The sequence below is a fragment of the Kitasatospora sp. A2-31 genome, assembly GCF_022288725.1.
In the GTDB taxonomy this organism is placed as follows: domain Bacteria; phylum Actinomycetota; class Actinomycetes; order Streptomycetales; family Streptomycetaceae; genus Kitasatospora.
The window spans coordinates 827,233-846,946 of sequence record NZ_JAKNTA010000002.1 but is presented as its reverse complement, the minus strand read 5'-3'; the positions used below and the strand labels follow the sequence as shown (position 1 = coordinate 846,946).

At 74.4% G+C, this 19,714-nt stretch carries 23 protein-coding genes; 11 read left to right on the top strand and 12 right to left on the bottom strand.

Annotated features, from left to right (window positions below; genetic code table 11):
• Positions 1-494, top strand: a 494-nt coding sequence (locus MCM47_RS08755; RefSeq protein WP_238860018.1) for a GNAT family N-acetyltransferase, incomplete at its 5' end; no start/stop codon positions are given.
• An 84-nt stretch (positions 495-578) separates the two neighbouring features.
• Here MCM47_RS08755 and MCM47_RS08750 read toward each other — a convergent pair.
• From MCM47_RS08750 to MCM47_RS08730, 5 genes are all read right to left on the bottom strand, one after another.
• Positions 579-1,598, bottom strand: a complete 1,020-nt coding sequence (locus MCM47_RS08750; protein ID WP_238860017.1) for an LLM class flavin-dependent oxidoreductase — start codon at positions 1,596-1,598, stop codon at positions 579-581.
• Between the two features lie 149 nt (positions 1,599-1,747).
• The gene (locus MCM47_RS08745; protein ID WP_238860016.1) at positions 1,748-2,614 is read right to left on the bottom strand and encodes a glutathione S-transferase C-terminal domain-containing protein; all 867 of its coding nucleotides are present in this window, start codon (positions 2,612-2,614) and stop codon (positions 1,748-1,750) included.
• A gap of 195 nt (positions 2,615-2,809) precedes the next feature.
• On the bottom strand, positions 2,810-2,974 hold the full coding sequence (locus MCM47_RS08740) for a hypothetical protein (RefSeq protein WP_238860015.1): 165 nt from the start codon (positions 2,972-2,974) through the stop codon (positions 2,810-2,812).
• A gap of 553 nt (positions 2,975-3,527) precedes the next feature.
• Positions 3,528-4,079, bottom strand: coding sequence for a YceI family protein (locus MCM47_RS08735; RefSeq protein ID WP_238860014.1), 552 nt, complete (start codon positions 4,077-4,079; stop codon positions 3,528-3,530).
• A gap of 171 nt (positions 4,080-4,250) precedes the next feature.
• Positions 4,251-4,886 carry an NUDIX hydrolase gene (locus MCM47_RS08730; RefSeq protein ID WP_238860013.1) on the bottom strand — a complete coding sequence of 212 codons (636 nt, stop codon included), beginning with the start codon at positions 4,884-4,886 and terminating at the stop codon, positions 4,251-4,253.
• 310 nt (positions 4,887-5,196) lie between these two features.
• Between MCM47_RS08730 and ddaH the strand changes: the two genes are divergently transcribed.
• The 4 genes from ddaH (at position 5,197) to MCM47_RS08705 (ending at position 8,441) form a co-directional block, all read left to right on the top strand.
• Positions 5,197-6,024, top strand: coding sequence for a dimethylargininase (ddaH, locus tag MCM47_RS08725; protein WP_238860012.1), 828 nt, complete (start codon positions 5,197-5,199; stop codon positions 6,022-6,024).
• Positions 6,025-6,162: 138 nt separating this feature from the next.
• Positions 6,163-6,729: a hypothetical protein gene (locus MCM47_RS08720; protein ID WP_238860011.1), complete on the top strand. Its 567-nt coding sequence runs from the start codon at positions 6,163-6,165 to the stop codon at positions 6,727-6,729.
• Between the two features lie 402 nt (positions 6,730-7,131).
• Positions 7,132-7,614: a nitroreductase family deazaflavin-dependent oxidoreductase gene (locus MCM47_RS08710; RefSeq protein ID WP_238860010.1), complete on the top strand. Its 483-nt coding sequence runs from the start codon at positions 7,132-7,134 to the stop codon at positions 7,612-7,614.
• Between the two features lie 176 nt (positions 7,615-7,790).
• Positions 7,791-8,441, top strand: coding sequence for a LysE family translocator (locus MCM47_RS08705; protein WP_238860009.1), 651 nt, complete (start codon positions 7,791-7,793; stop codon positions 8,439-8,441).
• Between the two features lie 95 nt (positions 8,442-8,536).
• On the opposite strand, the gene MCM47_RS08700 is transcribed toward MCM47_RS08705, so the two are convergent.
• On the bottom strand, positions 8,537-9,559 hold the full coding sequence (locus tag MCM47_RS08700; RefSeq protein ID WP_238860008.1) for a helix-turn-helix transcriptional regulator: 1,023 nt from the start codon (positions 9,557-9,559) through the stop codon (positions 8,537-8,539).
• 55 nt (positions 9,560-9,614) lie between these two features.
• Between MCM47_RS08700 and MCM47_RS08695 the strand changes: the two genes are divergently transcribed.
• Positions 9,615-11,054 carry an MFS transporter gene (locus MCM47_RS08695; RefSeq protein WP_374209089.1) on the top strand — a complete coding sequence of 480 codons (1,440 nt, stop codon included), beginning with the start codon at positions 9,615-9,617 and terminating at the stop codon, positions 11,052-11,054.
• Here MCM47_RS08695 and MCM47_RS08690 read toward each other — a convergent pair.
• From MCM47_RS08690 to MCM47_RS08680, 3 genes are all read right to left on the bottom strand, one after another.
• Entirely contained in the window at positions 10,955-11,521 is a 567-nt protein-coding gene (locus MCM47_RS08690; protein ID WP_238860007.1) for a Uma2 family endonuclease, read from the bottom strand. The two genes, MCM47_RS08695 and MCM47_RS08690, sit on opposite strands and share 100 nt — an antisense overlap.
• A gap of 160 nt (positions 11,522-11,681) precedes the next feature.
• Positions 11,682-12,125 carry a hypothetical protein gene (locus tag MCM47_RS08685; RefSeq protein WP_238860005.1) on the bottom strand — a complete coding sequence of 148 codons (444 nt, stop codon included), beginning with the start codon at positions 12,123-12,125 and terminating at the stop codon, positions 11,682-11,684.
• Positions 12,126-12,408: 283 nt separating this feature from the next.
• Positions 12,409-12,798: a RidA family protein gene (locus MCM47_RS08680; RefSeq protein ID WP_238860004.1), complete on the bottom strand. Its 390-nt coding sequence runs from the start codon at positions 12,796-12,798 to the stop codon at positions 12,409-12,411.
• 72 nt (positions 12,799-12,870) lie between these two features.
• Between MCM47_RS08680 and MCM47_RS08675 the strand changes: the two genes are divergently transcribed.
• Complete coding sequence (locus MCM47_RS08675) at positions 12,871-13,794, top strand: LysR family transcriptional regulator (RefSeq protein WP_238859993.1); 924 nt, start codon at positions 12,871-12,873, stop codon at positions 13,792-13,794.
• A gap of 155 nt (positions 13,795-13,949) precedes the next feature.
• On the opposite strand, the gene MCM47_RS08670 is transcribed toward MCM47_RS08675, so the two are convergent.
• Entirely contained in the window at positions 13,950-14,237 is a 288-nt protein-coding gene (locus MCM47_RS08670) for an antibiotic biosynthesis monooxygenase family protein (RefSeq protein ID WP_238859992.1), read from the bottom strand.
• 49 nt (positions 14,238-14,286) lie between these two features.
• A complete protein-coding gene (locus tag MCM47_RS08665; protein WP_238859991.1) occupies positions 14,287-15,213 on the bottom strand; it encodes an NADP-dependent oxidoreductase in 927 nt (308 codons plus the stop codon).
• Between the two features lie 125 nt (positions 15,214-15,338).
• Between MCM47_RS08665 and MCM47_RS08660 the strand changes: the two genes are divergently transcribed.
• Positions 15,339-15,785 (top strand): MarR family winged helix-turn-helix transcriptional regulator, encoded by a 447-nt coding sequence (locus tag MCM47_RS08660; protein WP_238859990.1) that lies wholly within the window; start codon positions 15,339-15,341, stop codon positions 15,783-15,785.
• Positions 15,786-16,002: 217 nt separating this feature from the next.
• Complete coding sequence (locus MCM47_RS08655) at positions 16,003-16,218, top strand: heavy-metal-associated domain-containing protein (RefSeq protein WP_238859989.1); 216 nt, start codon at positions 16,003-16,005, stop codon at positions 16,216-16,218.
• A 290-nt stretch (positions 16,219-16,508) separates the two neighbouring features.
• On the opposite strand, the gene MCM47_RS08650 is transcribed toward MCM47_RS08655, so the two are convergent.
• Positions 16,509-17,240 (bottom strand): bifunctional 2-polyprenyl-6-hydroxyphenol methylase/3-demethylubiquinol 3-O-methyltransferase UbiG, encoded by a 732-nt coding sequence (locus MCM47_RS08650; RefSeq protein WP_238859988.1) that lies wholly within the window; start codon positions 17,238-17,240, stop codon positions 16,509-16,511.
• A 242-nt stretch (positions 17,241-17,482) separates the two neighbouring features.
• Between MCM47_RS08650 and MCM47_RS08645 the strand changes: the two genes are divergently transcribed.
• Entirely contained in the window at positions 17,483-17,875 is a 393-nt protein-coding gene (locus tag MCM47_RS08645; RefSeq protein ID WP_238859987.1) for a hypothetical protein, read from the top strand.
• A gap of 100 nt (positions 17,876-17,975) precedes the next feature.
• The gene (locus tag MCM47_RS08640; RefSeq protein ID WP_238859986.1) at positions 17,976-19,655 is read left to right on the top strand and encodes a peptide-N4-asparagine amidase; all 1,680 of its coding nucleotides are present in this window, start codon (positions 17,976-17,978) and stop codon (positions 19,653-19,655) included.
• The last annotated feature ends 59 nt before the right edge of the window (positions 19,656-19,714 follow it).

The window sequence follows — 19,714 nt, the reverse complement described above, 5'->3', positions numbered from 1 at the left end:
CCGTCCGGGCGTTCCGGAGCGGCGGCGCAGCCGGTGAGCGTGACGCGCGCGCCGCCCACCGGCTCGTCCAGGACGCCTTCGACGAATGGCAGCCGCGGCGCATGGACTACGCGGAGTGGGCCCGGCACACCGTCGAGCGGCCCGGCTTCGCCCCGGCGATGTCGCCCCTGGCCTTCGCGGGTGACCAACTGGTGGGCGCAGCGATCGCGTTGGACCTACCCGACAGCGACGAGGGGTACCTCGAACAGGTCGCCGTCCGCCGTGACCAGCGCAACCGGGGCATCGCCCGTCTGCTCCTGCGGCACGCGTTCCGCGCCTTCCGGCAGCAGGGCCGGCGCGGCTGCACCCTCTGGACGCATTCGGACACCGGTGCGCTGGACCTCTACCTGCGGGTGGGCATGACGGTCCGGCACAGCTCCACGGTCCACCGGAAGCGCCTGGGCCCGGCCCCGGCGGGCGGCTCCGGCTCCGGTCCCGCCCGGCCGCCCGTCTGACGTCGGGCACCGCCGCCGCCACTGCGCCCCACCATCGCTGCCCGGCCCCGGGGGCCGGGCGGCCGGTCACCCGCCGGCCGGCGTTCAGGAAGCCGGTCGCCAGCCCAGGGCGGGCCCGAGGCGGGTGGCGATGTCGGTGAGGATCTGGACGTAGTCGGCGTGCTCGAAGGTGAAGGGCAGCGCGAAGGCGACCTCGTCGATCTCGCGGAACGCGGCGTCGGCATAGAGCCGTTCGGCGATCTCGGCCGAGGTCCCGACCAGATCGGGCGCGAACATCAGGCGGCCCGCGCCCTGGGGCTCCCGGGTGCGCGGCAGCCGCTTGTCGGCGTACTCCAGGTACTTCACGCGCTGCTCGGGCGTCGCGGTGTCGGTCGGGATGACCACCAGCCCCTGCGAGACCCGGGCGCGGTCGCCGTCGGGGTGGTGGTCACGGAACGTCCGGACGTGCGAGAGCTGGATCTGCCCGAAGTCCTCGGCCTCCTCGGCCTTGACCACGCTGCTCGTCAGGAGGTTCATCCCGTGCTCGGCGGCCCAGCGGGCCGACCGGAGACTGCCGCCGCCGTACCACATCCGCCGGCCGAGGCCGGGGGCGTGCGGCTGCACCCGGTCCGAGAACACCTCGAAGCCCTCGACCCCGGCGAAGCCGGTGGCCGGCTCGCCGCGCACGAAGTCCAGGAGCCGTCGCACGCGCTCGTAGCCGAAATCCTCCCGGTCGTCCGTGTCGGGGTACAGCGCGGACTTCACCTGGTCGTAGTGCATCGGCGGTCCCACGCTCACGCCCGGGTTGAGGCGGCCGCCGGAGAGGATGTCCACGGTGGCGAGGTCCTCGGCCAGCCGCAGCGGGTTCTCCCAGCCCAGCGGGATGACCGCGGTGCCCAGGGCGATCCGGCTGGTGCGCTGGGAGGCCGCAGCGAGGACGGCGATCGGCGAGGAGATGCCGTACTGCAGGTGGCGGTGGCGCACCCACGCGCTGTCGAAGCCCAGTTGCTCGCCCAGCTCGATGAGTTCGAGCGTCGACGCGTGGCCTCGGCCGGGGTCGGCCTCGTCGAACAACCCGATCGTGAGGAAGCCCAGCGTCCGCAGGGGCTGTGAGGTGAGCGGCATGTGAAGGCTCCGTCATCCGCGGCGTGCGGCTCCGCACACCGGCATCGTCGTCAGTAGTGTCGTTCCGTCAGCGGGGGCCGGCGCAGCGGCGGATCGCCGCCCCCTGACCGGTGACGGCGTCCCCGCCGCCCGCCGGTCCTGTCACCCGGTCAGCGGGCCTGCCGCACCCGTCCCCGCGCGTACTCGGCCCAGGCCACGATCGGCATCGCCGCCCCGGCACCCTCCCGGCCGCGACAGTCGGCGTGGTGGCGGCGGGCGATGCCGTCCAGGTCGAGGTGGCGCCCGAACGCCGGGTGGCCGGCGAGCCGGCGGGCGTAGGCCCACAGGCGGGGGTGGTCGGCGATGCGGTCCACCGCGGCGGCGTCCAGGTGCCACCGGTGCACGGTGTCGAGCTGCACCAGGGTCACCCAGAGCCGCAGGTCCGCGACGGTCAGGCCGTCGCCCAGCAGGTACTCCCGGGCCGCCAGGCGGTGCTCGACCACACCCAGCCCGCCCAGCAGACGGTCCAGGGCCGCCGCGCGGGACGCCGGATCGGCGTCGGCCCGGCCCGCGTGCTGGGCGGGCGCGCCGATGCTCCACTCGCACAGCTCCTCCACCGTCTCCACCGCGGTGCCGGCGTCGCACGGTTGGAGATCGGCGCCGTAGCGGTCGAACCGCCGGGCCAGGTCGGTGAGGATCCCGCGCGGGTCGGTGCTGACGATCCGTCCGCTCCAGTCGTCGCTGAGCGCCGGCGCCGACGCGGGGCCCCGGTAGTGGTGCGAGGCGGCCTCGAACAGCGGGCGAAGGGCCAGGTAGCCGCCGTCGTCGGCGTCGGGCAGCGCCGGCAGGACGGCCACCGGAAGGATGTCGTCGAGCCCGAGCAGGCTGTGGGCCACCGCGAGTCGGAGTCCGTCCGGACAGGAGAGTGCCAGGTGGAGCCGGTACCGGTGCGGTACGGCGGGGTGACCGCTGCGGGCGTCGCCGCCGATCCGGCCCCGGAAGGCGGGCAGGGCGGCGGAGGAGTGCGGAACGGACATGTGGGATCTCCCGGGCTGCGGAGGCGCGCGTGCGGGCGCGCCGCGGTTCGGCGGAGACTGGGGGGATGGCGTAGCGGGGGGCGACGGGAGGCGAGCCGACGCCGGAACCATTCCGGCGGAAGCGGCGATGGGCGGCGGCCATGGGCGGTGCCGGCGGGCGACCGCTGTGGGAGGAACTGCGGAGGGCGGCCGGGCTCAGCCGAGGACGGCCACCGGGCCGCGACCGCCCTCGGGGCGGCGCACCGCCGGTGCCATGCTGCTCGACACCCGCAACAGGTCGATGTGGCGACGGCAGGTCAGCACCGGCAGCAGGCGGACGGCGTGAGCCGCGCCCTGGGCGACCGGTTCCGCGTTCCTCACCGTGCTCCCGCCTGCGTTCGAGAAAGTTCCTTCCGGAGTCTCACGCCCTGTCCCCCACCTCGTCAAGGGTGTGCGCACCCCCGCGACGGCGGGCAGCGATGCGCCCGGCCCGGGTGGACGGCGCCGGGTGGACGGCCCGGACGGACGGCCCGGACGGACGGCCCGGACGGACGGCGCGGGTGGACGGCGCCGGGTGGACGGTGCCGGGTGGACGGTGCGGACGGACGACACGCCCGGAGGGCAGGAACGCATCGCCCGCCCCGTCGAGACCGATGCCGGGGCGGGCGGCCCTTCCTGATCGAGTAACGGCGCAGACAGCGGTGCGGCCGAGGACCGATGCCCGCGTCCTCGTCCTCATTCTCGTCCATGAGGCGTCGCCCCTCCCGCCGGCTCGGAGACACCGGCCGGTCCGGGAGGAACAGGCCCAGCGGTCGGGGGCGGACTCGTGGTCATCGACCGCAGGGGCGCCGCCGGCCCGGCGCGCCGGGGCGCGCGCCGGTCGGCCCCCGGCGCGCCGCGCAGGCGGGCGCGCCGCGCGGCCGGGTGGTGCTAGCTAGCCCTGCTTGATCGCGGAGAGGTCGAACTCCAGGACGACCTTGTCGCCCACCAGCACGCCGCCGCCCTCCAGGGCCGCGTTCCACGTCACGCCGAAGTCCTTGCGGGAGATGGTCACCGATCCCTCCAGGCCGACCCGCAGGTTGCCGTAGGGGTCGACGGCGTTGCCCGTGTACTCGAAGTCGATGCTGACCGGGCGGGTGGTGTCCTTGATGGTCAGGTCGCCCGTGACGCGGAACTCGGTGTCGGAGCGCGGCTCGACCGAGGTGGTGCGGAAGGTGATGTCGGGGAAGTTGGGCGCGTCCAGGAAGTCGTTGGTGCGCAGGTGCTGGTCACGCTGCTCGACACCGGTGTCGATGCTCTCCGTCTTGATCACCACCTGGCCGGTGGAGCGGGCCGGGTCGGCGCCGTCGAGGTGGGCGGTGCCGTCGAACTTGTGGAACGCGCCGCGGACCTTGGTCACCATGGCGTGGCGGGCGACGAAGCCGATCCGGCTGTGGACGGGGTCGAGGACGTAGTCCCCGGTGAGCTCGGGCAGGCTGAGGGTCATGGTTGAGGTGCCTCCGTAGGACCGGGATCCCGGCGGCGTGGCGCCCGGATCGTTCCGGGCCACGCTAGGACGCCGCCGACCACCCGCCCGGGCGGACACACGGGGCGACGGCGAAAGTGCACCCTGACCGGCGACCCCGGCCTTCGGCCGCGTGGGAGGGGCCGGCACGCCCTACAGCAGGCGGAGGTGGTCCAGGGCCAGGTAGGCGGCGGCGGTGTCGCTCATCAGTCCCGCGCGGAGCACCCGGGAGCGGAACTCGTCCAGGGAGAGCGTCACGACGTCGATGAACTCGGTCCGCTCCGGCTGCGGTTCGGCCACCCGTACGCAATCGGTGGCGACGAAGGCGTACCGGCGGGCGTCGGTGTAGGCGTCCAGCCAGTAGGCCCCGACCGCCTCGACGTCGCCCGCGTACCCGGTCTCCTCCAGCAGCTCCCGGGCGACCGCGTCGGCCGCCTGCTCACCGGGGTCCAGGTAGCCACCCGGCAGGTCCCACAGCACGCGCCCGGGGCCCGGCCGGTACTGGCGGGCGAGGACGACGCGCCGGTCCGGGGTGAGGGCGAGCACGGCACCGGCCGGGCGCTCGCGCTTCAGGTAGAAGACCTCCTCGGCCCCGTCGGGGAGGCGGAAGTCGACGCGGTCCACGGACCTGCCGAACTTCGAGAAGACGGTGGTGCGCGAAGTCTCGCGCCAGGACGCGGTGCCGGGCGCGACGGTGACGGAGGTGTCGGCGGCGAGTCCGGGATCGGCGGCGAGTCCGGGTTCGGGGGCGAGATCGGGCTCGGCGGCGAGATCGGCTGTGTCGGTCACGGTCGGGACTCTACGGCCCCCGCCCCGCCCGGGAGGGGCGCCGAGGCGGCCGTCACGGGGCCGGGAGGCGAACGTCTCCCCCACCGGGTGGCCGGCCCGAGGTGGATCACTTCCGTCCGACCGCCGTACACACCCCGGTCATGTGCCTGATCGCCGGGGACGGGAGGCTCACCGCGACCGACCTCCCGCGGTGAGCCTCCGGCGCGTGTGCCGGACGCTGCGGGGGGCCGGCCGATGCCGCGGGGCGGAGCCTCACCCCCGTCATCCCCCGGCGCCCGTCCGCCAACCCCGTCGGAAGGAAGACCCGCCCATGTCCGCGGCCACCCCCCGCACCGCCCGACCGCGCCACTACCTGATGTGCCGCCCGACGCACTTCACCGTCGACTACTCGATCAACCCCTGGATGGACCCGGCCAAGCCCACCGACGGGGAGCGGGCGATCGCCCAGTGGGAACGGTTGTACGCACTCTTCCTCGACCTCGGCCACACCGTCGAGCTGATCCAGCCGACCCCGGGCCTGCCGGACATGGTCTTCGCGGCCAACGGCGCCACCGTGGTCGACGGCACGGCGCTGGTCGCCCGCTTCCGCCACGAGCAGCGCGCCGACGAGGCTGCGGCGTACGTCGAGTGGTTCCGCACCCGAGGCTACCGGGTGCAGCAGGCCGAGTTCACCAACGAGGGCGAGGGCGACTACCTGCTGGTCGGCGGACACCTCCTGGCCGGCACCGGCTTCCGCACGGACCGCCGGGCGCACGCCGAGGCGGAGCGCGTGCTCGGCCGTCCGGTCGTCACCCTAGAGCTGGTGGACCCGCGCTACTACCACCTGGACACCGCGCTCTCGGTGCTCGGCGACACCGAGATCATGTACTACCCGGCCGCGTTCTCGCCCACGAGCCTCCGCACCCTGCAGGAGCTCTACCCGGACGCCGTGCTGGCGTCCGCCGAGGACGCGGCCGTGTTCGGGCTGAACGCCGTCTCGGACGGCCGCCGGGTCGTCCTGCCCGAGGCGGCGGTCGGACTGGCCGAGCAGCTGCGCGCGCGGGGCTTCGAGACCATCGGCATCGACCTCACCGAGCTGCTCAAGGCCGGCGGCAGCGTCAAGTGCTGCACCCTGGAGCTGCGCGCCGCAGCGGAGTAGCGGTCGCGGCGCTCGGCGGGAACGGGACCGGGAACGGGAACGGGAACGGGACCGGGCCGGCGGAACGGATGGTCAGTTCCCTGTGGTGTACTACGCGTTCACCGAAGATCCACAGTCCTCCCCCGGAGCCACGCCGCCATGAACGCCCCCTGCCCGCAGTGCGCCGCGTCGGACGAGTGCGCCACCGTTTCGCAGTCCCTCGTGGACATCGACCGGCCACTGGACGAGGTGACACGCGCACTGCTGTCCTCGCCGCCCGAGCCGGCCGGCATGAGCGGCGCCTCGATCGCCCTCCTCTGTCTGGCCGGCCTCTTCGCCCTCGGAGGGGTCCGCGGGCTGCTGGCCGACGACGACGGCAGCGGCTCCGACACCGCCTACCAGGCCGGCCGCACCCTTGGCCCGTTCCTCTTCGCCGCGATCCTGGCGGGCGTGGGACTGGCCGTGAACGCCGTCGCCCAGCGCCGTCGCCGCGCGGCGCAGCAGGGGCAGGGCGCGGCGCCGACCCGCGTGCAGTGGGAGCAGCACCGCCGTGTGTGGCGGGCGGCATGGCTGTGTCGGCGCTGCCGGGTCACCTTCTTCCCCGCGGCGTCGATCCGCCCGGACTTCCCGGCCTCGCCGGCGATACCCGTCGAGCAGTTCCCGCTCCGGGTGGCGACCACCGCCGAGCGCGCCTTCGGCACGACCGCCCCGCCCCTGCCCCACTGATCCCGACCGGAGCCGCCGGCCCGCCCGGTTCCCTCCTGATGCGCCGGAGCCGGCGCAGCGGGAGGGTCCCGGGCACCTCCCTGCGCAGCTCCGCCTCGTCGGCCGCGCGCCGGACGCCGATGCTGCGCTTCTCGCCGACCGGTCTCCCCGGCCCGGACAGCCTTCCGGCGAAGGCGCCGGGGGAGCATCACTCGAACGGCGGTGTCGTGGCGTTGCCGCGGTCTTCGACCACCCTGCCGCCGAGGGATGCGCTGACCTGCGGGGAAGCGGAGCCGGGTCCGACGCCGGGATCTCGCCGCCGCATGAAGGGTCGTCGGAAGCGCGGAACGCACTCTCCCCTCCGCGCGAGGCCTGTGCTGGACTGTCCCGAGGTGATCCGTACACGAAGACGGGGTGAAGGCGATGCCTCTTGAGGGCGAGTACGAGCCGAGTCCGGCGCAGTGGGTGCGCGAACAGGTCGAGCTCTACGAGGGCTCGGGCGGCACCCGGGGCACGACGCTCCGGGACACGGGCCTGCCGGTCGTCATCGTCACGATGCGCGGTGCGAAGAGCGGATCGATCCGCAAGATTCCGCTGATGCGCGTGGAACACGACGGCCGGTACGCGGCGGTGGCCTCCAAGGGCGGCTTCCCGAGCCACCCGGACTGGTACTTCAACCTCAAGGCCGACCCGCAGGTGGAGCTCCAGGACGGCCCCGAGCGCCGGAGCATGACCGCCCGCGAGCTCACCGGGGACGAGAGGGCCCGGTGGTGGCGGCGCGCGGTCGCCGCGTATCCGCCGTACGCCGAGTACCAGGAGAAGGCCGACCGCGTGATCCCGGTCTTCGTCCTCGAACCCGAGCACCCGGGCGGGTCGGCGAAGGACACGGCGCCGACGGGCAACTGACCTTCGCACCCCGGGAGCCGCCGGCACCGGCGACGTCCGGGCCATCGCGCACCACCGGGTCTCCCGGCCGCCCCGACCGGCCGCGCCCCGGCGTACGACAGCAGGACGGCACGGGCCGGACACGCCGGTGAGCTGCTAGGTTGCGTCCGGGCCAACGCGCGTACGGAGGTAGTGCTGTGATCGGGCTGGGAGCGATAGCGGGGATCGCGCTGGTGGAACTCGGCATGGTGCTGACACCGGGGCCGAACATGATCTACCTGGTCTCCCGGTCGATCGCCCAGGGGCGCCGGGCGGGACTCGTCTCACTGGCCGGGGTCGCCCTCGGCTTCCAGGTCTACCTCCTCGCGGTGTCCACAGGAATCGCCACCGTCTTCGCGCTGGTGCCCGAGATCTACCTCGCGGTCAAGCTGGCCGGGGCGGGCTACCTGCTCTGGCTGGCCTGGAAGGCCGTCCGGCCGGGTGGCCGATCCCTCCTCGCGCCCCAGGAGTTGACCCCGGACGGGACCCGCAAGCTCTTCCTGATGGGCCTGCTCACCTGCCTGCTCAATCCCAAGGTGGCCATCCTCTACATCTCCCTGCTGCCCCAGTTCGTCGACCCGACGCGCGGTCACGTCGCCGTGCAGGGGCTGCTGTTGGGACTGACCCAGATCGCGGTGGGCGTCGCGGGCAACGCGTTCTTCATCGTCACGGCCGGCTCCGTCGCCGGGTTCTTCGGCCGGCACCCGCTCTGGCAGCGCCTGCACCGCTACGTGATGGGCACCGCGCTGGCCGGCTTCGCCGTCCGGATCGCCACCGAGCGAACCGGCGCCGCGGTCGCCCTGCGCTGACGCACGGCCCACAGCCCGGGCCGGCCCCGGGAACCCGAGCCCCGCGACCGCACCTCCCCGCCCCCCGGTGCCGGGCTCGCGCGGAGGAGTGTCTCTCAGGGAGCGCGCCCAGGGCCGGACCCCGGGGCATCCCCGCCCTCGCCCCCGCCCGCCAGCAGGTCACCCAGAGCGCTGCGCCGGTACAGCACGTGCCGACCGTCCCGCGCCCGGGTGACCAGGCCCGCGGCGTGCAGGACCTGCAGGTGCTGGGAGACGGCGCTCGGGGTGACCCGCAGGCGGCGGGCCATCTCCACCGTGGGCAGCGGCGCCTCCAGCAGGCCGAGCAGCCGGGCCCGGGCCGCGCCCAGCAGGGCCACAAGGGCCGCGGGGCCGGCGGCCGGCGCCGCCTCCCACAGCGTGGCGACGCCACGGCTGGGGTACGCCAGACGGGGCGCCTCGTCAGGGCTGACCGGCGGCGCAGGCTTGTGCGCGAACACCGACGGCAGGAGCAACAGCCCGCGTCCGGAGGCCTCGACGCGATGGCGGCCGATCATCCGGTCGACGTGCAGCACGCCGCCCTCCCAGCGCAGATCGGGGTGCATGTCGGCGAACAGCAGCCGGGCGCCCCCGACGGCGAGCTGCCGCGCACGGTAGGTCATGTCCGCCTCCAGCACGAGGCGCATCTGCGGCCAGTGCGGTGCAACGGTCACCTCCCAGTAGCGGCGCAGGAGCTCACAGACGTGTCCGCGGAGCGCGGTCACCGCCTCGTCGTCGTCCTCGGCGGCGGCGCGCAGGGCCGCCGGCAGCGGGTCCGGCGCGTGCGCGAGCCGCAGGTCGTGGCGGACGCGGTCCGGGTGGACCTTCAGGACGACGGCGAGCTCCTCCTCGAAGGTCGGGGCGAAGACCGTGGGAGTCGGGGTCAGGAAGTCGGGCAGGGTCCGCCGCCGTGCGACCAGAGCCATCAGCAGCCCGGTGTCGAGTCCGCCGAGCCTGGCGAGTGCCGACCGCCGCCAGGGCAGGTGCAGCGCGGACAGACCCGGGTCCTGCAGCACCCGGAGGCTGAACAGGGTCTCGTGCAACGGCGACAGCGCGAACCGGGTGTCCGCGAGGTCTTCGACGCCGAGCACGAAGCTGATCATTAAGCACCACGCTACATCCGTTGGCGCACCGACGCCGATGCCGTGGACTCGCCGCATGACATCCGTCCAGGACCGCCAGGGCGCGCACAGCGCCGACGACACGAGGGAACCTGAGTCAGCCGGCCCCGACATGACGATCCGCCGCCCGGTCCCGCTCCTCGCCGCCACCTGCGCCGTGGCGGTCGGCAACCTCTACTTCCCGCAGGCCGTCGGACCGCTCATCGCCACCGGGCTGCGCGCCTCCCCCGACGCGGCCGCCACCGTGGTCACCGCGACCCAGGCCGGCTACACCGCCGGGATCGTCCTGCTGGTGCCCCTCGGTGACCGGCTCCCGCACCGCCCGTACCTCCTCACCCTGCTCTCCCTCTCCGGCCTCGCCCTCCTGGCCGCCGGCTGCGCGCCGACCCTGCCGCTGCTGCTCGCCGCGAGCGTCCTCGTCGGTCTGACCACGATCGGCGCCCAGATCGTCGGCCTCCTGGCCGCGACCCTCGTGCCCGCCGAGCGCCGGGGCGCGATGATCGGGGCCCTGCTCAGCGGCTCGACCGGCGGCATGCTCCTCGCCCGGGCCTTCGGCGGCAGCCTCGGCGAACGGTTCGGCTGGCGCACGCCCTACCTGGCCGCTGCCGCCCTGGTCCTGCTCCTGGTCCTGGCCTTGGCCCGCACGCTCCCCAGCACCGCCCCGGCCTCCACGCGCGAACGGTACGCGACGCTGCTGGTCGAACCCCTGCGGCTGCTGCGCGCCGAGCCGCACCTGCGTCGCTCCTGCCTCTACCAGGCCACCGTCTTCGCCGGGTTCTCCGCCGTGTGGGCGTGCCTGGCCTTCCTGCTCACCGGCCCGGCGTACGGGCTGGGCGCCGAGGCGCTGGGCCTGCTCGCCCTGGTCGGCGCCGCGACCATGGTCTGCACCCCCGTGGCCGGCCGCCTGGTGGACCGTCACGGACCCGACCCGGTCAACCTGGTCTGCCTGGTCGGCGTCCTGATCTCGGCCGTCCTCCTCGTCCCGGGCGCCCTCGGCGGCCCGCTCGGTCTGACCGCCCTCACCGTCGGGACGCTGCTGCTGGACGTGGCGATGCAGTGCGGCATGGTCGCCAACCAGGCCCGTGTCCAGGCTCTGGGCCGCGAGGCCCACGGCCGGCTGCGGACCGCCTACATGACTTGCGCCTACCTGGGCGGCAGCGCGGGCTCCTGGCTGGGCGCCCGCATCTGGACGCAGGCCGGCTGGTGGGCGGTCTGCGCCCTCCTCGCGCTGCTGGCCGTCCTCGCCCTGACCCATCACCTGGTCAGCCGGAAGCACCCCCGGCCCGCCCAGGTCACGGGAACCGCCGGCCAGGTGGGCTGCGACTCCCCCGCCCCGGTCCTGACGCCGGACGGCGGAGCCGGTGGAGGGCGCGGCGTTCAGAACCCCCCGGTGTCCAGGTCGAGGTCGAAGGGCTCGGGCAGTCGGATCGCCGCGCCGAAGGGGTGCGGCCCCTCGACCAGGGTGTACCCGAGCTGACCTGGTCGGGAGAACACGGTGCAGGTGCGTTCCTGACGGTCGACCAGGAGGTAGACCGGCGCGCCGAACTGCGAGTACCGACGGCGTTTCGCCGTCCGGTCGGTGTCCCCGTTCGACGGTGACGTCACCTCCACCACCAGCAGCGTCTGGTGGGGCAGCAGGGCCCCCTCGGTCCTGGCCAGCTCGGCCGGCACGACCGCCAGGTCCGGTACGTAGAAGTTCTCCGTCCCGGGAAGGTCGAGGTTCCCCGAGCCCGCCCGGAGGCCGAGCTCCCGCATACGCGGCCCGATCTGTTCACGGATCAGGTCGACGGCGGTCTCGTGGGCCCAGGACGGTGACACCGGCGTGATCACTCCCTCGACGATCTCGACACGGTCACCCGCGATGTGCTGGATCGCGTACTTGAGGGCCTGCTCCGGATTGGGGACATGACGGTAGTCGCCCGGGCCGGCAGGGACGGTACTCAACCAGCTCTCCTTCCGGTGCGGTCACGGACCGGGTCGGCGTCGTGGCGGCTCGAACCGCCGGCACGTGACCACCGTCCGCACCCGGCTTCACCACACGCCGTAGCCTACCGCCGGCCGGCCCGGTGCGGGGACCGGCCGGCCGGCGGCGTCGGGCTGCGGGTCAGCAGGTGACCGGCACCTCGACGACGGAGGCGGGCGGGGGCGTGCCGAAGTCCGTCAGGGAGAACGACGCCCGGACCGTCGAGCCGCAGGGGGCGACGGCACGCGGCCCGCTGACGTAGCCGGTGCCGGCGCCGAGGTACACCGAGCCGGTCTCCCGGCCGAGGGACTCGCCGCCCACGACGGACGCCGAGACGTCGTAGATGAAGCTCCGGCCGCTGGTTCCGGTGAACAGCTGCGTACTGGCCCCGTGGACGCGCACGGAGGTGCCGTCGACCGTGACGCAGACGGTGTTGCTCCTGTTGATCATCTGGACGGAGGGACCGCACGTCGTCCTGGCGGCCGCGGCGGGCGCGGCCGCGGCGGGCGCGGCAGCCGCCGGGGCGGCCACGGCCGGGGTGGCCACGGCCGCCGGACCGAGGGCGGCCAGGGACGCGAAGCCCATGGAAGTGAACGTCAGGGACGTGAGGGTCAGGGCGCTTCGGTTCACGGGAGTTTCTCCTGAGGGTCGGCGAGGCATGCCGTGTGGGGCCGACAACCTTCTTGAGCAATGTGATATGTCACATCTGACATCGATGCTGCCACGGCCAGGGAACCATCCGTGCGCATCGAGGCGACCAGCCGTGAAACGGTCCGTAAACCGACCCCGACGCGACCGAAACCGAGCCCTGCTCGCCCCACGGACCGTCCGCGCCGGCTCGCCCCACGGACCGTCCGCCCCCACCCGCCTACGCGGCGGCCCGCCGCGCGTCCACCTCGATCTCGATCCTCATCCGCGGGTCGGCCAGGCCGCACACCATCATCGTGGCGGCCGGTCTGACCTCGCCGAAGCAGCGGCGCAGGACCGGCCAGCACGGCTCGAAGTCCGCGCGGTCCGGCAGCAGGTAGCGCACCCGCACCACGTCCGCGAAGGTGCAGCCCGCCTCCGCCAGCGCGGCCCCGATGTTCCGCAGGCACTGCTCGGCCTGCTCCACCACGTCGTCGGAGATCGTCATGGTGGCGTAGTCGAAGCCGGTCGTCCCGGACACGTGCACCCGGTCCCCGTCGACCACGGCACGCGCGTAGCCGATCCGTTCCTCGAAGGTCGAACCGCTGAGAATCGAACGCCGTTCCGTCATGGCCCGCACGCTAGGCGGGCGGCCGCGATACGTCCAATACGCCATCCGATGTGGGCTGATATCACTGGACGTATGACGCGCCCGGAACTCCCCCTCCTTCAGCTGCACGCCTTCGTCGTGCTCGCCGAGGAACTCCACTTCGGACACGCGGCCGGGCGGCTGGGTATCGCCCAGCCTCCGCTGAGCCAGCAGATCCGCCGCCTGGAGGAGAAGGTCGGCCACCCGCTGTTCCACCGCGAGCCGGGCCGCGTCACGCTCACCCCCGCGGGCCGGGAACTGCTGCCCGCCGCCCAACGGGCCCTCGCCGACGTCTCGGCCGGCCTCGCCGCGGCGAGGTCGGTCGGCAGCGGCCGGGCGGGCCGCCTGCGGATGGGCTTCGCCGCCTCGCTCGCCCTGACCGTCCTGCCCGGCCTGCTCCGGACGTTCCGGCAGCGGTTCCCCGAGGTGCAACTGGAAGTCCGCGAGATGACGACGGCGCCCCAGCTGGCCGCCCTCCAGGACCGGAGCATCGACGTCGGGCTGCTGCGCGAACCCCCCGCCGACGACCCGGAGCTCGGCTTCCGGACGATCCTCCGCGAGCCGTTCGTGGCCGTGCTCCCGGCCGGCCACCCGCTGGCCTCCCACCGGACGGTCCGGCTCGCGGACCTGGCGGCGTCACCGTTCGTCCTGCTCCCGCGCGAGGTCGGTCCGAGGCTGCACGATCAGATCGTCGGCCTGTGCACGGCGGCGGGCTTCACCCCGCGCATCGCGCAGCGCGCCGTCGAGTGGCAGACCCTGTGCGCCCTCGTGCAGGCCGGTCTGGGCGTCACGCTGGCCCCGGCGAGCATCCGCCGGATCCGCCTCGACGGGGTCGTCTTCCGCCGCACGGCCCCCGGTGACGCCCGCACCCGGGTCGCCGTCGCCTGGCGCAGGCACGAGCAGGACCCCCTGGTCGCCAACCTGCTCGCCACCCTCGACCAGGACCCGGCGGAGCCAGGGTCCGGCGCAGACGGATGACGGCACGCGGCGGGCCGGGTGCCGCCGCACCGACCGGCATCCGGGCCCTCGACCTCGGCTCCCGGGCCCTCGACCTCGACCTCGACACCGGGTCCCTCGGCCTCGGCTCCCGGCGGGGCGGCCCGGGGAGGCGCGGGAGCCGGTGCGTGGCACCCTCACACCAGGGCGTAAGCCTCGGCCTGGCGGTCGATGAGCAGCGGGGTGATCCCGTCCAGGACGAGGTCCTGGTAGGGGCCGCTCTCGCGGTGGGAGACCAGGGCCGACTCGTCCTCGTACTCGGCGAAGACGACGAACGCGGCCCGGTCGCGCAGGGAACGGACCACCCGGAAGGAGAGCACGCCCGGTTCGGCGAGGGCGGCCTCGGTGACGGCGGGCAGCAGGTCGGCGACGCGCTGCTCGGCGCCGGTGTCGGCGAGCCAGTCGGCGATGACGACGAGGGACACGACGGATTCCTTCCGGGTGGTGCGGGGGTCGACCGGGCGGGCGCGCGGGTCAGGGAACGGTGACGACGATCTTGCCGCGGGTGTGGCCGGCGGCGTTGAGGCGGTGGGCCTCGGCGGTCCGCTCCAGCGGGAAGGTCGCGGCGACCTCGACGGTGAGCCGACCGCTGTCGGCGAGCTCGCCGAGCGCGGTGAGGTCGGCGGCGTCGGGGCGGACGAAGACGTACCGGCCGCCGAGGGCGAGCACGGCGCCGTCGGCGACGGAGGCCAGGCGTCCGCCTTCGGCGAGCAGGGCGGGCGAGAGCTGGAGAGCCTCGCCGCCGACGAGGTCGAGCACCGCGTCGACGCCCTCCGGGGCGAGCGCGCGGACCCGGTCGGCCAGGCCGTCGCCGTAGGCGACCGGCTCGGCGCCCAGGCCGCGCAGGTAGTCGTGGTTGCGCTCGCTGGCCGTGCCGATCACACGGGCGCCGAGCGCGACGGCGATCTGGACGGCGAGCGAGCCGACGCCGCCGGCCGCCGCGTGGACGAGCACGGTCTCGCCCGGCTTCACCTCCAGGGCGCGGGTCAGCGCCTGGTAGGCGGTGAGGCCGGCCAGCGGCAGGCCGGCGGCCTGGGCGAAGTCGAGGGCCGCGGGCTTGCGGGCCAGGGTGCGCACGGGCGCGGCGACGTACTCGGCGAAGGTGCCGCGGCGGACCATGTCCTCGCGGACGTAGCCCATCACCTCGTCGCCCGGGGCGAACTCGGTGACCCCGACGCCGACCTGCTCGACGACGCCGGCGACGTCCCAGCCGGGGATGACCGGGAAGACGACGTCCAGCACGCCGTCCAGGTAGCCGGCCTGGATCTTCCAGTCGACCGGGTTCACCGAGGCGGCGGCGACCCGGACCAGGACGGAGTCCGGGCCGAGCTTGGGCTCGGGCACGTCGCCGTACTCCAGGACGTCCGGTCCGCCGTAGCTGCGGTAGGTGATGGCCTTCATGGGAGTGCTCCTGTGCTACTGGACAAGAAGTGTTGATGCGCTTGATGGTTGATCCCCTCAAGCAATACTGAGACGGTAGACCTCAATAATTGAGGATGTCAAGCAATGCCGCCTAGACTGGTCCCATGACTAGGACCACTCCCCCGTCCGCCCCGGCCGCCGACACGGTCCAGATCATGGACCGGCTGGCCCGCGCCGCCGCCGACTACTACCGGAACTTCGCCACCGTCGCTGCCCGCCAGGACCTCACCCTCATGCAGGGCAAGGTGCTGAGCCTGCTCCGCCGGCCCATGCCCATGCGCACGCTCGCCGGCACGCTCGGCTGCGACGCCTCCAACGTGACCGGGATCGTCGACCGCCTGGAGTCCCGGGGTCTGGTCCACCGCGAGCCCGACTCCGCCGACCGGCGGATCAAGAACGTGGTGCTCACCGAGGCCGGCGTCGCCGCGGTGGGTGGCATCCGCGCCGAGATCGCCGCCGGCCTGCCCGGCCTCGGCCGCCTCGACGACGAGGAGCGCGCCACCCTGCTCGACCTGCTCGACCGGGTGTTCCCCGCCGCCGAATCACCCTGACGGCATCCGACGGAACCCGACGGAGCCCGACGGAGGCCTCCGTCGGACGCGCGGCCCGATCGGTTCCACGATCCACTCGAAGGTGCCACCTGCGCGGCGTGTCCCTGGGCCGCCGCCCGATCCTGCGCTGTGGTGGGAACCGTCGTCCGCCGGCCCCGCCCCGCTCGGGCAGCGACCGGCACCCCTGTCACACGCGCACGGCAACGGAGGCATCCCCATGTCCATCACCACGGTCCTCAGCGTCGACGGCATGAGCTGCGGCCACTGCGAGCGGACGGTCAGCGCCGGGCTGTCCGCGCTCCCCGGCGTCACCGAGGTCACGGCCGACGCCCCGACCGGGCGGGTGACCGTCGCGTCCGCCCGGCCGCTCGACGAGGCGCTCCTCCGCAGCGCGGTCGACGAGGCCGGCTTCACCTTCGTCGGCCGGAGCTGACCGCGGGCGCGCGGCAAGCGAGCGCCGGGGCGGCTGGCCGACGGGCGGCCCGGGGCCGCGGGACCGGATGATCGACCGGTTCCGCGGCCCGGGGGCGACTGTCCGGCCTTGCGGCTGGTGCCGGCCGAACGGCGGCGCGCGCCGGACGGCCGCAGGTTCCGGCGGCGCCAGGTGGGACGGCGGGAACGGAAGGCGAAGGGCGGTACGAACGGAAGGCGGAGGCGGCGCGAACGAAGGGCGGAGGCGGCAACGGGTCGGCCGGGAAGGGCTCCGGGACCCCCGCCTCCTGATCACTGCTCAGGTCGCCGCGCGAGGAAGATGAACTCCCGACCCGGCCGGTCGGGGGCGTCACGAACCTCCTGGACGGCGAACCCGCTCGCCGCCAAGTCGGCCTCCACCTCGTCACGTTCGCGAAAGCGGAGCGTGGAGTCCGAGGTCAAGACCGCCCCGTCCACGGCGAACCCGTACGTCCACCGGAACGTCACCAACGGCCCGTCGATGTCGATCACCTCGACCCAGCTCTCCACGGCGCCGACGCCCGCCAGCGCCGTCACCGCGTACGAGTCCGCGCGGTTCCACCGCTCCCAGGCGCGCGCGGCCGGGACCCGGGTCTCGAACACCAGGTGGCCGCCCGGACGCAGCGCCCGGTGGGCCGCCGAGAGCGTCGATCGCCAGGCCGCCGGCGCCGCGATGGCCTGTGCCACGTTCGCGGTCATGGTCGCCAGGTCGACCTGGAGCGGCGGCAGTGCGGTGGCGTCGCCGCAGATCCACTCGACCCGGTCGCTGCCCGGCTTGGCCCGCGCCACCTCGATCAGCGCCGCCGCGGGATCCACGCCGACGACCTCGGCGCCATCCGCGGCCAGCAGGAGCGCGAACACGCCGGTACCGCAGCCGATGTCCAGCACCTTCCGGGCCCCGAGCCGGCGGGCGAGGTCCAGGTAGGCGTCCAGGTCACTGCGGTCCGGCTCCAACGCGTCGTAGATCGCGGCGAGTCGGGGATGGGTGAAGATCTCGTCGGCCATGCACTCGACCATACGGCCCGTTCGACCCGGTCCACCGGGACTTCTGACGCTCACGCGAGGCCCGCGCCGGCCAGGAGCGCGTGCTCCGACGCCGCCCGCCCGGCCGGCACCGCGCCCCCCAACCCGGCAGACCGGCAACACGCCCACGCCACCCACCCGGCCGGCCGGCCGGGGTCCCGATCCTGACCGCCCGGCCGTCCGAACCCTGGTGCGGCCGCCCGGCGAAGGCCAGAATGCGGGGCATGCGGAATCGGGTGGGGCGCGCGGTCGGACTGGTCGTCGCTGCCGCTGCGGTGGTGTCGGGGTGCGGCGGGCACTCCGCGACTCCCCGCACGGCCACCCCGACGACGGCGCCGCCACCACCGGCCGCCGACGCAATCGCGGACTGCGTCCTCAGCATCGCTCCCTGGCTGCAGACGTACCTGGACGGCGGCACGGACCTCGGCGACTACCAGGAGATGGGCCTCTCCAGCGCGCAGGGCGGCGCACTCCGCGAGCTCCAACGGCAGGCCGCCGCCCTCAGGGCCCAGGGGCCGCTGCCGTCCGGCTGGGTCGCCACGGAGGTCCGGCGCGCCTGCACGGCGATCACCGCGGCCAGGGCGAGCGCCACCGCGAAGCCGACGGGCTGGCCGTAGGCGCACGAGGCGACTGCGAGCGGGTTGACGCGCACATGCCGCCATGGGAAGGATGCCCGGGACCGACCGTCCGCTTCCGCCCCGACCGAGAGGGACACCGTTGGCCGCCCACCCGCTGATCCGCCGAGCCGGCCGCCGCGTCGGCCGTCTGGCCGGCGCCGTCGTCCTCGCCCTCACCGGGGCGCTGGCCGCCGCCGGGCCCGCGCACGCCGACTTCGGCACCGACTACCACGACCCGCTCACCGCCACGAAGCCGCTCACCCGGCCGGACACCCGTTCCTGCACGGTCGAGGTGATGCACGACCAGCCGTTCCGCAACGGCTACGGCAGCCCGCCCGACACCCCGTTCACGGCCACCGCCACCGCGCCGGCCGCCTGCGCCGGGCCCTGGTCGTCGGTCGTGCTGGACCTGCACGGCCAGGTCGCCGGCCGGCAGTTCGACCGGCTGTTCACCGTCCGCGTCGGCGGCGTCCAGGTGCTGCTCTCCTCCACCCCCGAACCGTCCAAGGACGGCATCGAGTGGTCGCTCGAACGGGACGTCACCCGCTACGCACCGCTGTTCGCGGCCGGGCCGCAGCCCTTCGAGTTCGACCTCGCCAACGTCACCGACGACACCTACACCGGGGTGTTCCGGATCTCGGCCAGCCTCACCTTCTACACCACCTCCGCGCGGTGGCCCGCCGCCCGCACCGCCGACCGGCTGCTCACCACCGGGGCGTTCGGGCTCACCCAGGCCGCGCCGTCCGCCGGCCGCGAGCTGTCCTTCCCGCAGAACCTCGAACACCTCACGGCCGAGGTGTACGCGCGCGGCGGCGGCGCCTGCGAGGAGTTCGCGTACGCCTCCGCGCCGGACGACTTCGCCCGTGCCAACTCCGGCACCGGCGTCTGCGGCAAAGGGCCCTTCCGCGAGCTGCGGCTCAGCATCGACGGCCGGGTGGCCGGCGCAGTCTGGCCGTACCCGGTGATCTACACCGGCGGGTGGGACCCGCTGCTCTGGCGGCCCACTCCCGGCATCTTCGCCTTCGACCTGCCCGCCTACCGCCTCGACCTGACCCCCTACGTCGGGCTCCTGGTGGACGGCCGGCCGCACACCGTCGCCATCGGCGTCAACGCCGCCGAGGCCCAGAGCAACGACGTCTGGACCGGCCAGGTCAACCTCTTCGCCGACGTCGACCAGGGCGCCGCCCGTACGTCGGGGCAGCTCACCGAGTACCGGGTCGCCCCGGAGGCCTCGGTCGCCACCGCCCTCGCCGACCACGGCGGCGGCAGCGGAGACTGGACCGTCACGGCGGGCCGCCACGACCTGGCGCGCGGCTGGGTGCAGACCTCGCACGGGCGGGTCACCACCGAGGTCCGCGACGACCTCGTCTTCACCTCCGCCCAGCAGTTCCGGGACGGTGGCAACGACCTCACCCTGCACAACCGGAGCGACCTCACCCGCACCACCGCCACCTGGGGCTCCGGTCCGCACCGCACCACCACGGTCCACGAGGGACAACCGCTCGACGTCGGTTACCGGTACGCCAAGGACGCGGCCGGCAACACCGACCAGCGCACCTCCATGGAGCTCGGCTACCACCGCGAGGCCACGGCCGCCGTCGGCGCCCGGGTGACCGACCGCGCCACCGTCGACCACACACTGCGCCCGACCGCCCACCGGCACGACGGCGACGTCACCGTCCGCACGGGCGGCTCCGTCGAGGACTACCGCACCACCGGCCCGGAGGGGCCCTACCACCGCACGATCACCACCGTGGACGGCTGGCCGGTCGGCGGGTAGAACGCCTGCGGGGCCGAGCCGGAACCCGGTGAGACCGGGGCTGCCGCCGTCGGGCGGCA

Excerpts from the sequence above, each read along its gene's own strand:
- MCM47_RS08750 (WP_238860017.1), bottom strand. The coding sequence starts at position 1,598 with ATGCCGCTCACCTCACAGCCCCTGCGGACGCTGGGCTTCCTCACGATC.
- MCM47_RS08745 (WP_238860016.1), bottom strand. The coding sequence starts at position 2,614 with ATGTCCGTTCCGCACTCCTCCGCCGCCCTGCCCGCCTTCCGGGGCCGG.
- MCM47_RS08735 (WP_238860014.1), bottom strand. The coding sequence starts at position 4,079 with ATGACCCTCAGCCTGCCCGAGCTCACCGGGGACTACGTCCTCGACCCC.
- ddaH (WP_238860012.1), top strand. The coding sequence starts at position 5,197 with ATGTCCGCGGCCACCCCCCGCACCGCCCGACCGCGCCACTACCTGATG.
- MCM47_RS08720 (WP_238860011.1), top strand. The coding sequence starts at position 6,163 with ATGAACGCCCCCTGCCCGCAGTGCGCCGCGTCGGACGAGTGCGCCACC.
- MCM47_RS08710 (WP_238860010.1), top strand. The coding sequence starts at position 7,132 with ATGCCTCTTGAGGGCGAGTACGAGCCGAGTCCGGCGCAGTGGGTGCGC.
- MCM47_RS08700 (WP_238860008.1), bottom strand. The coding sequence starts at position 9,559 with ATGATCAGCTTCGTGCTCGGCGTCGAAGACCTCGCGGACACCCGGTTC.
- MCM47_RS08695 (WP_374209089.1), top strand. The coding sequence starts at position 9,615 with ATGACATCCGTCCAGGACCGCCAGGGCGCGCACAGCGCCGACGACACG.
- MCM47_RS08685 (WP_238860005.1), bottom strand. The coding sequence starts at position 12,125 with ATGGGCTTCGCGTCCCTGGCCGCCCTCGGTCCGGCGGCCGTGGCCACC.
- MCM47_RS08680 (WP_238860004.1), bottom strand. The coding sequence starts at position 12,798 with ATGACGGAACGGCGTTCGATTCTCAGCGGTTCGACCTTCGAGGAACGG.
- MCM47_RS08675 (WP_238859993.1), top strand. The coding sequence starts at position 12,871 with ATGACGCGCCCGGAACTCCCCCTCCTTCAGCTGCACGCCTTCGTCGTG.
- MCM47_RS08665 (WP_238859991.1), bottom strand. The coding sequence starts at position 15,213 with ATGAAGGCCATCACCTACCGCAGCTACGGCGGACCGGACGTCCTGGAG.
- MCM47_RS08660 (WP_238859990.1), top strand. The coding sequence starts at position 15,339 with ATGACTAGGACCACTCCCCCGTCCGCCCCGGCCGCCGACACGGTCCAG.
- MCM47_RS08655 (WP_238859989.1), top strand. The coding sequence starts at position 16,003 with ATGTCCATCACCACGGTCCTCAGCGTCGACGGCATGAGCTGCGGCCAC.
- MCM47_RS08650 (WP_238859988.1), bottom strand. The coding sequence starts at position 17,240 with ATGGCCGACGAGATCTTCACCCATCCCCGACTCGCCGCGATCTACGAC.
- MCM47_RS08645 (WP_238859987.1), top strand. The coding sequence starts at position 17,483 with ATGCGGAATCGGGTGGGGCGCGCGGTCGGACTGGTCGTCGCTGCCGCT.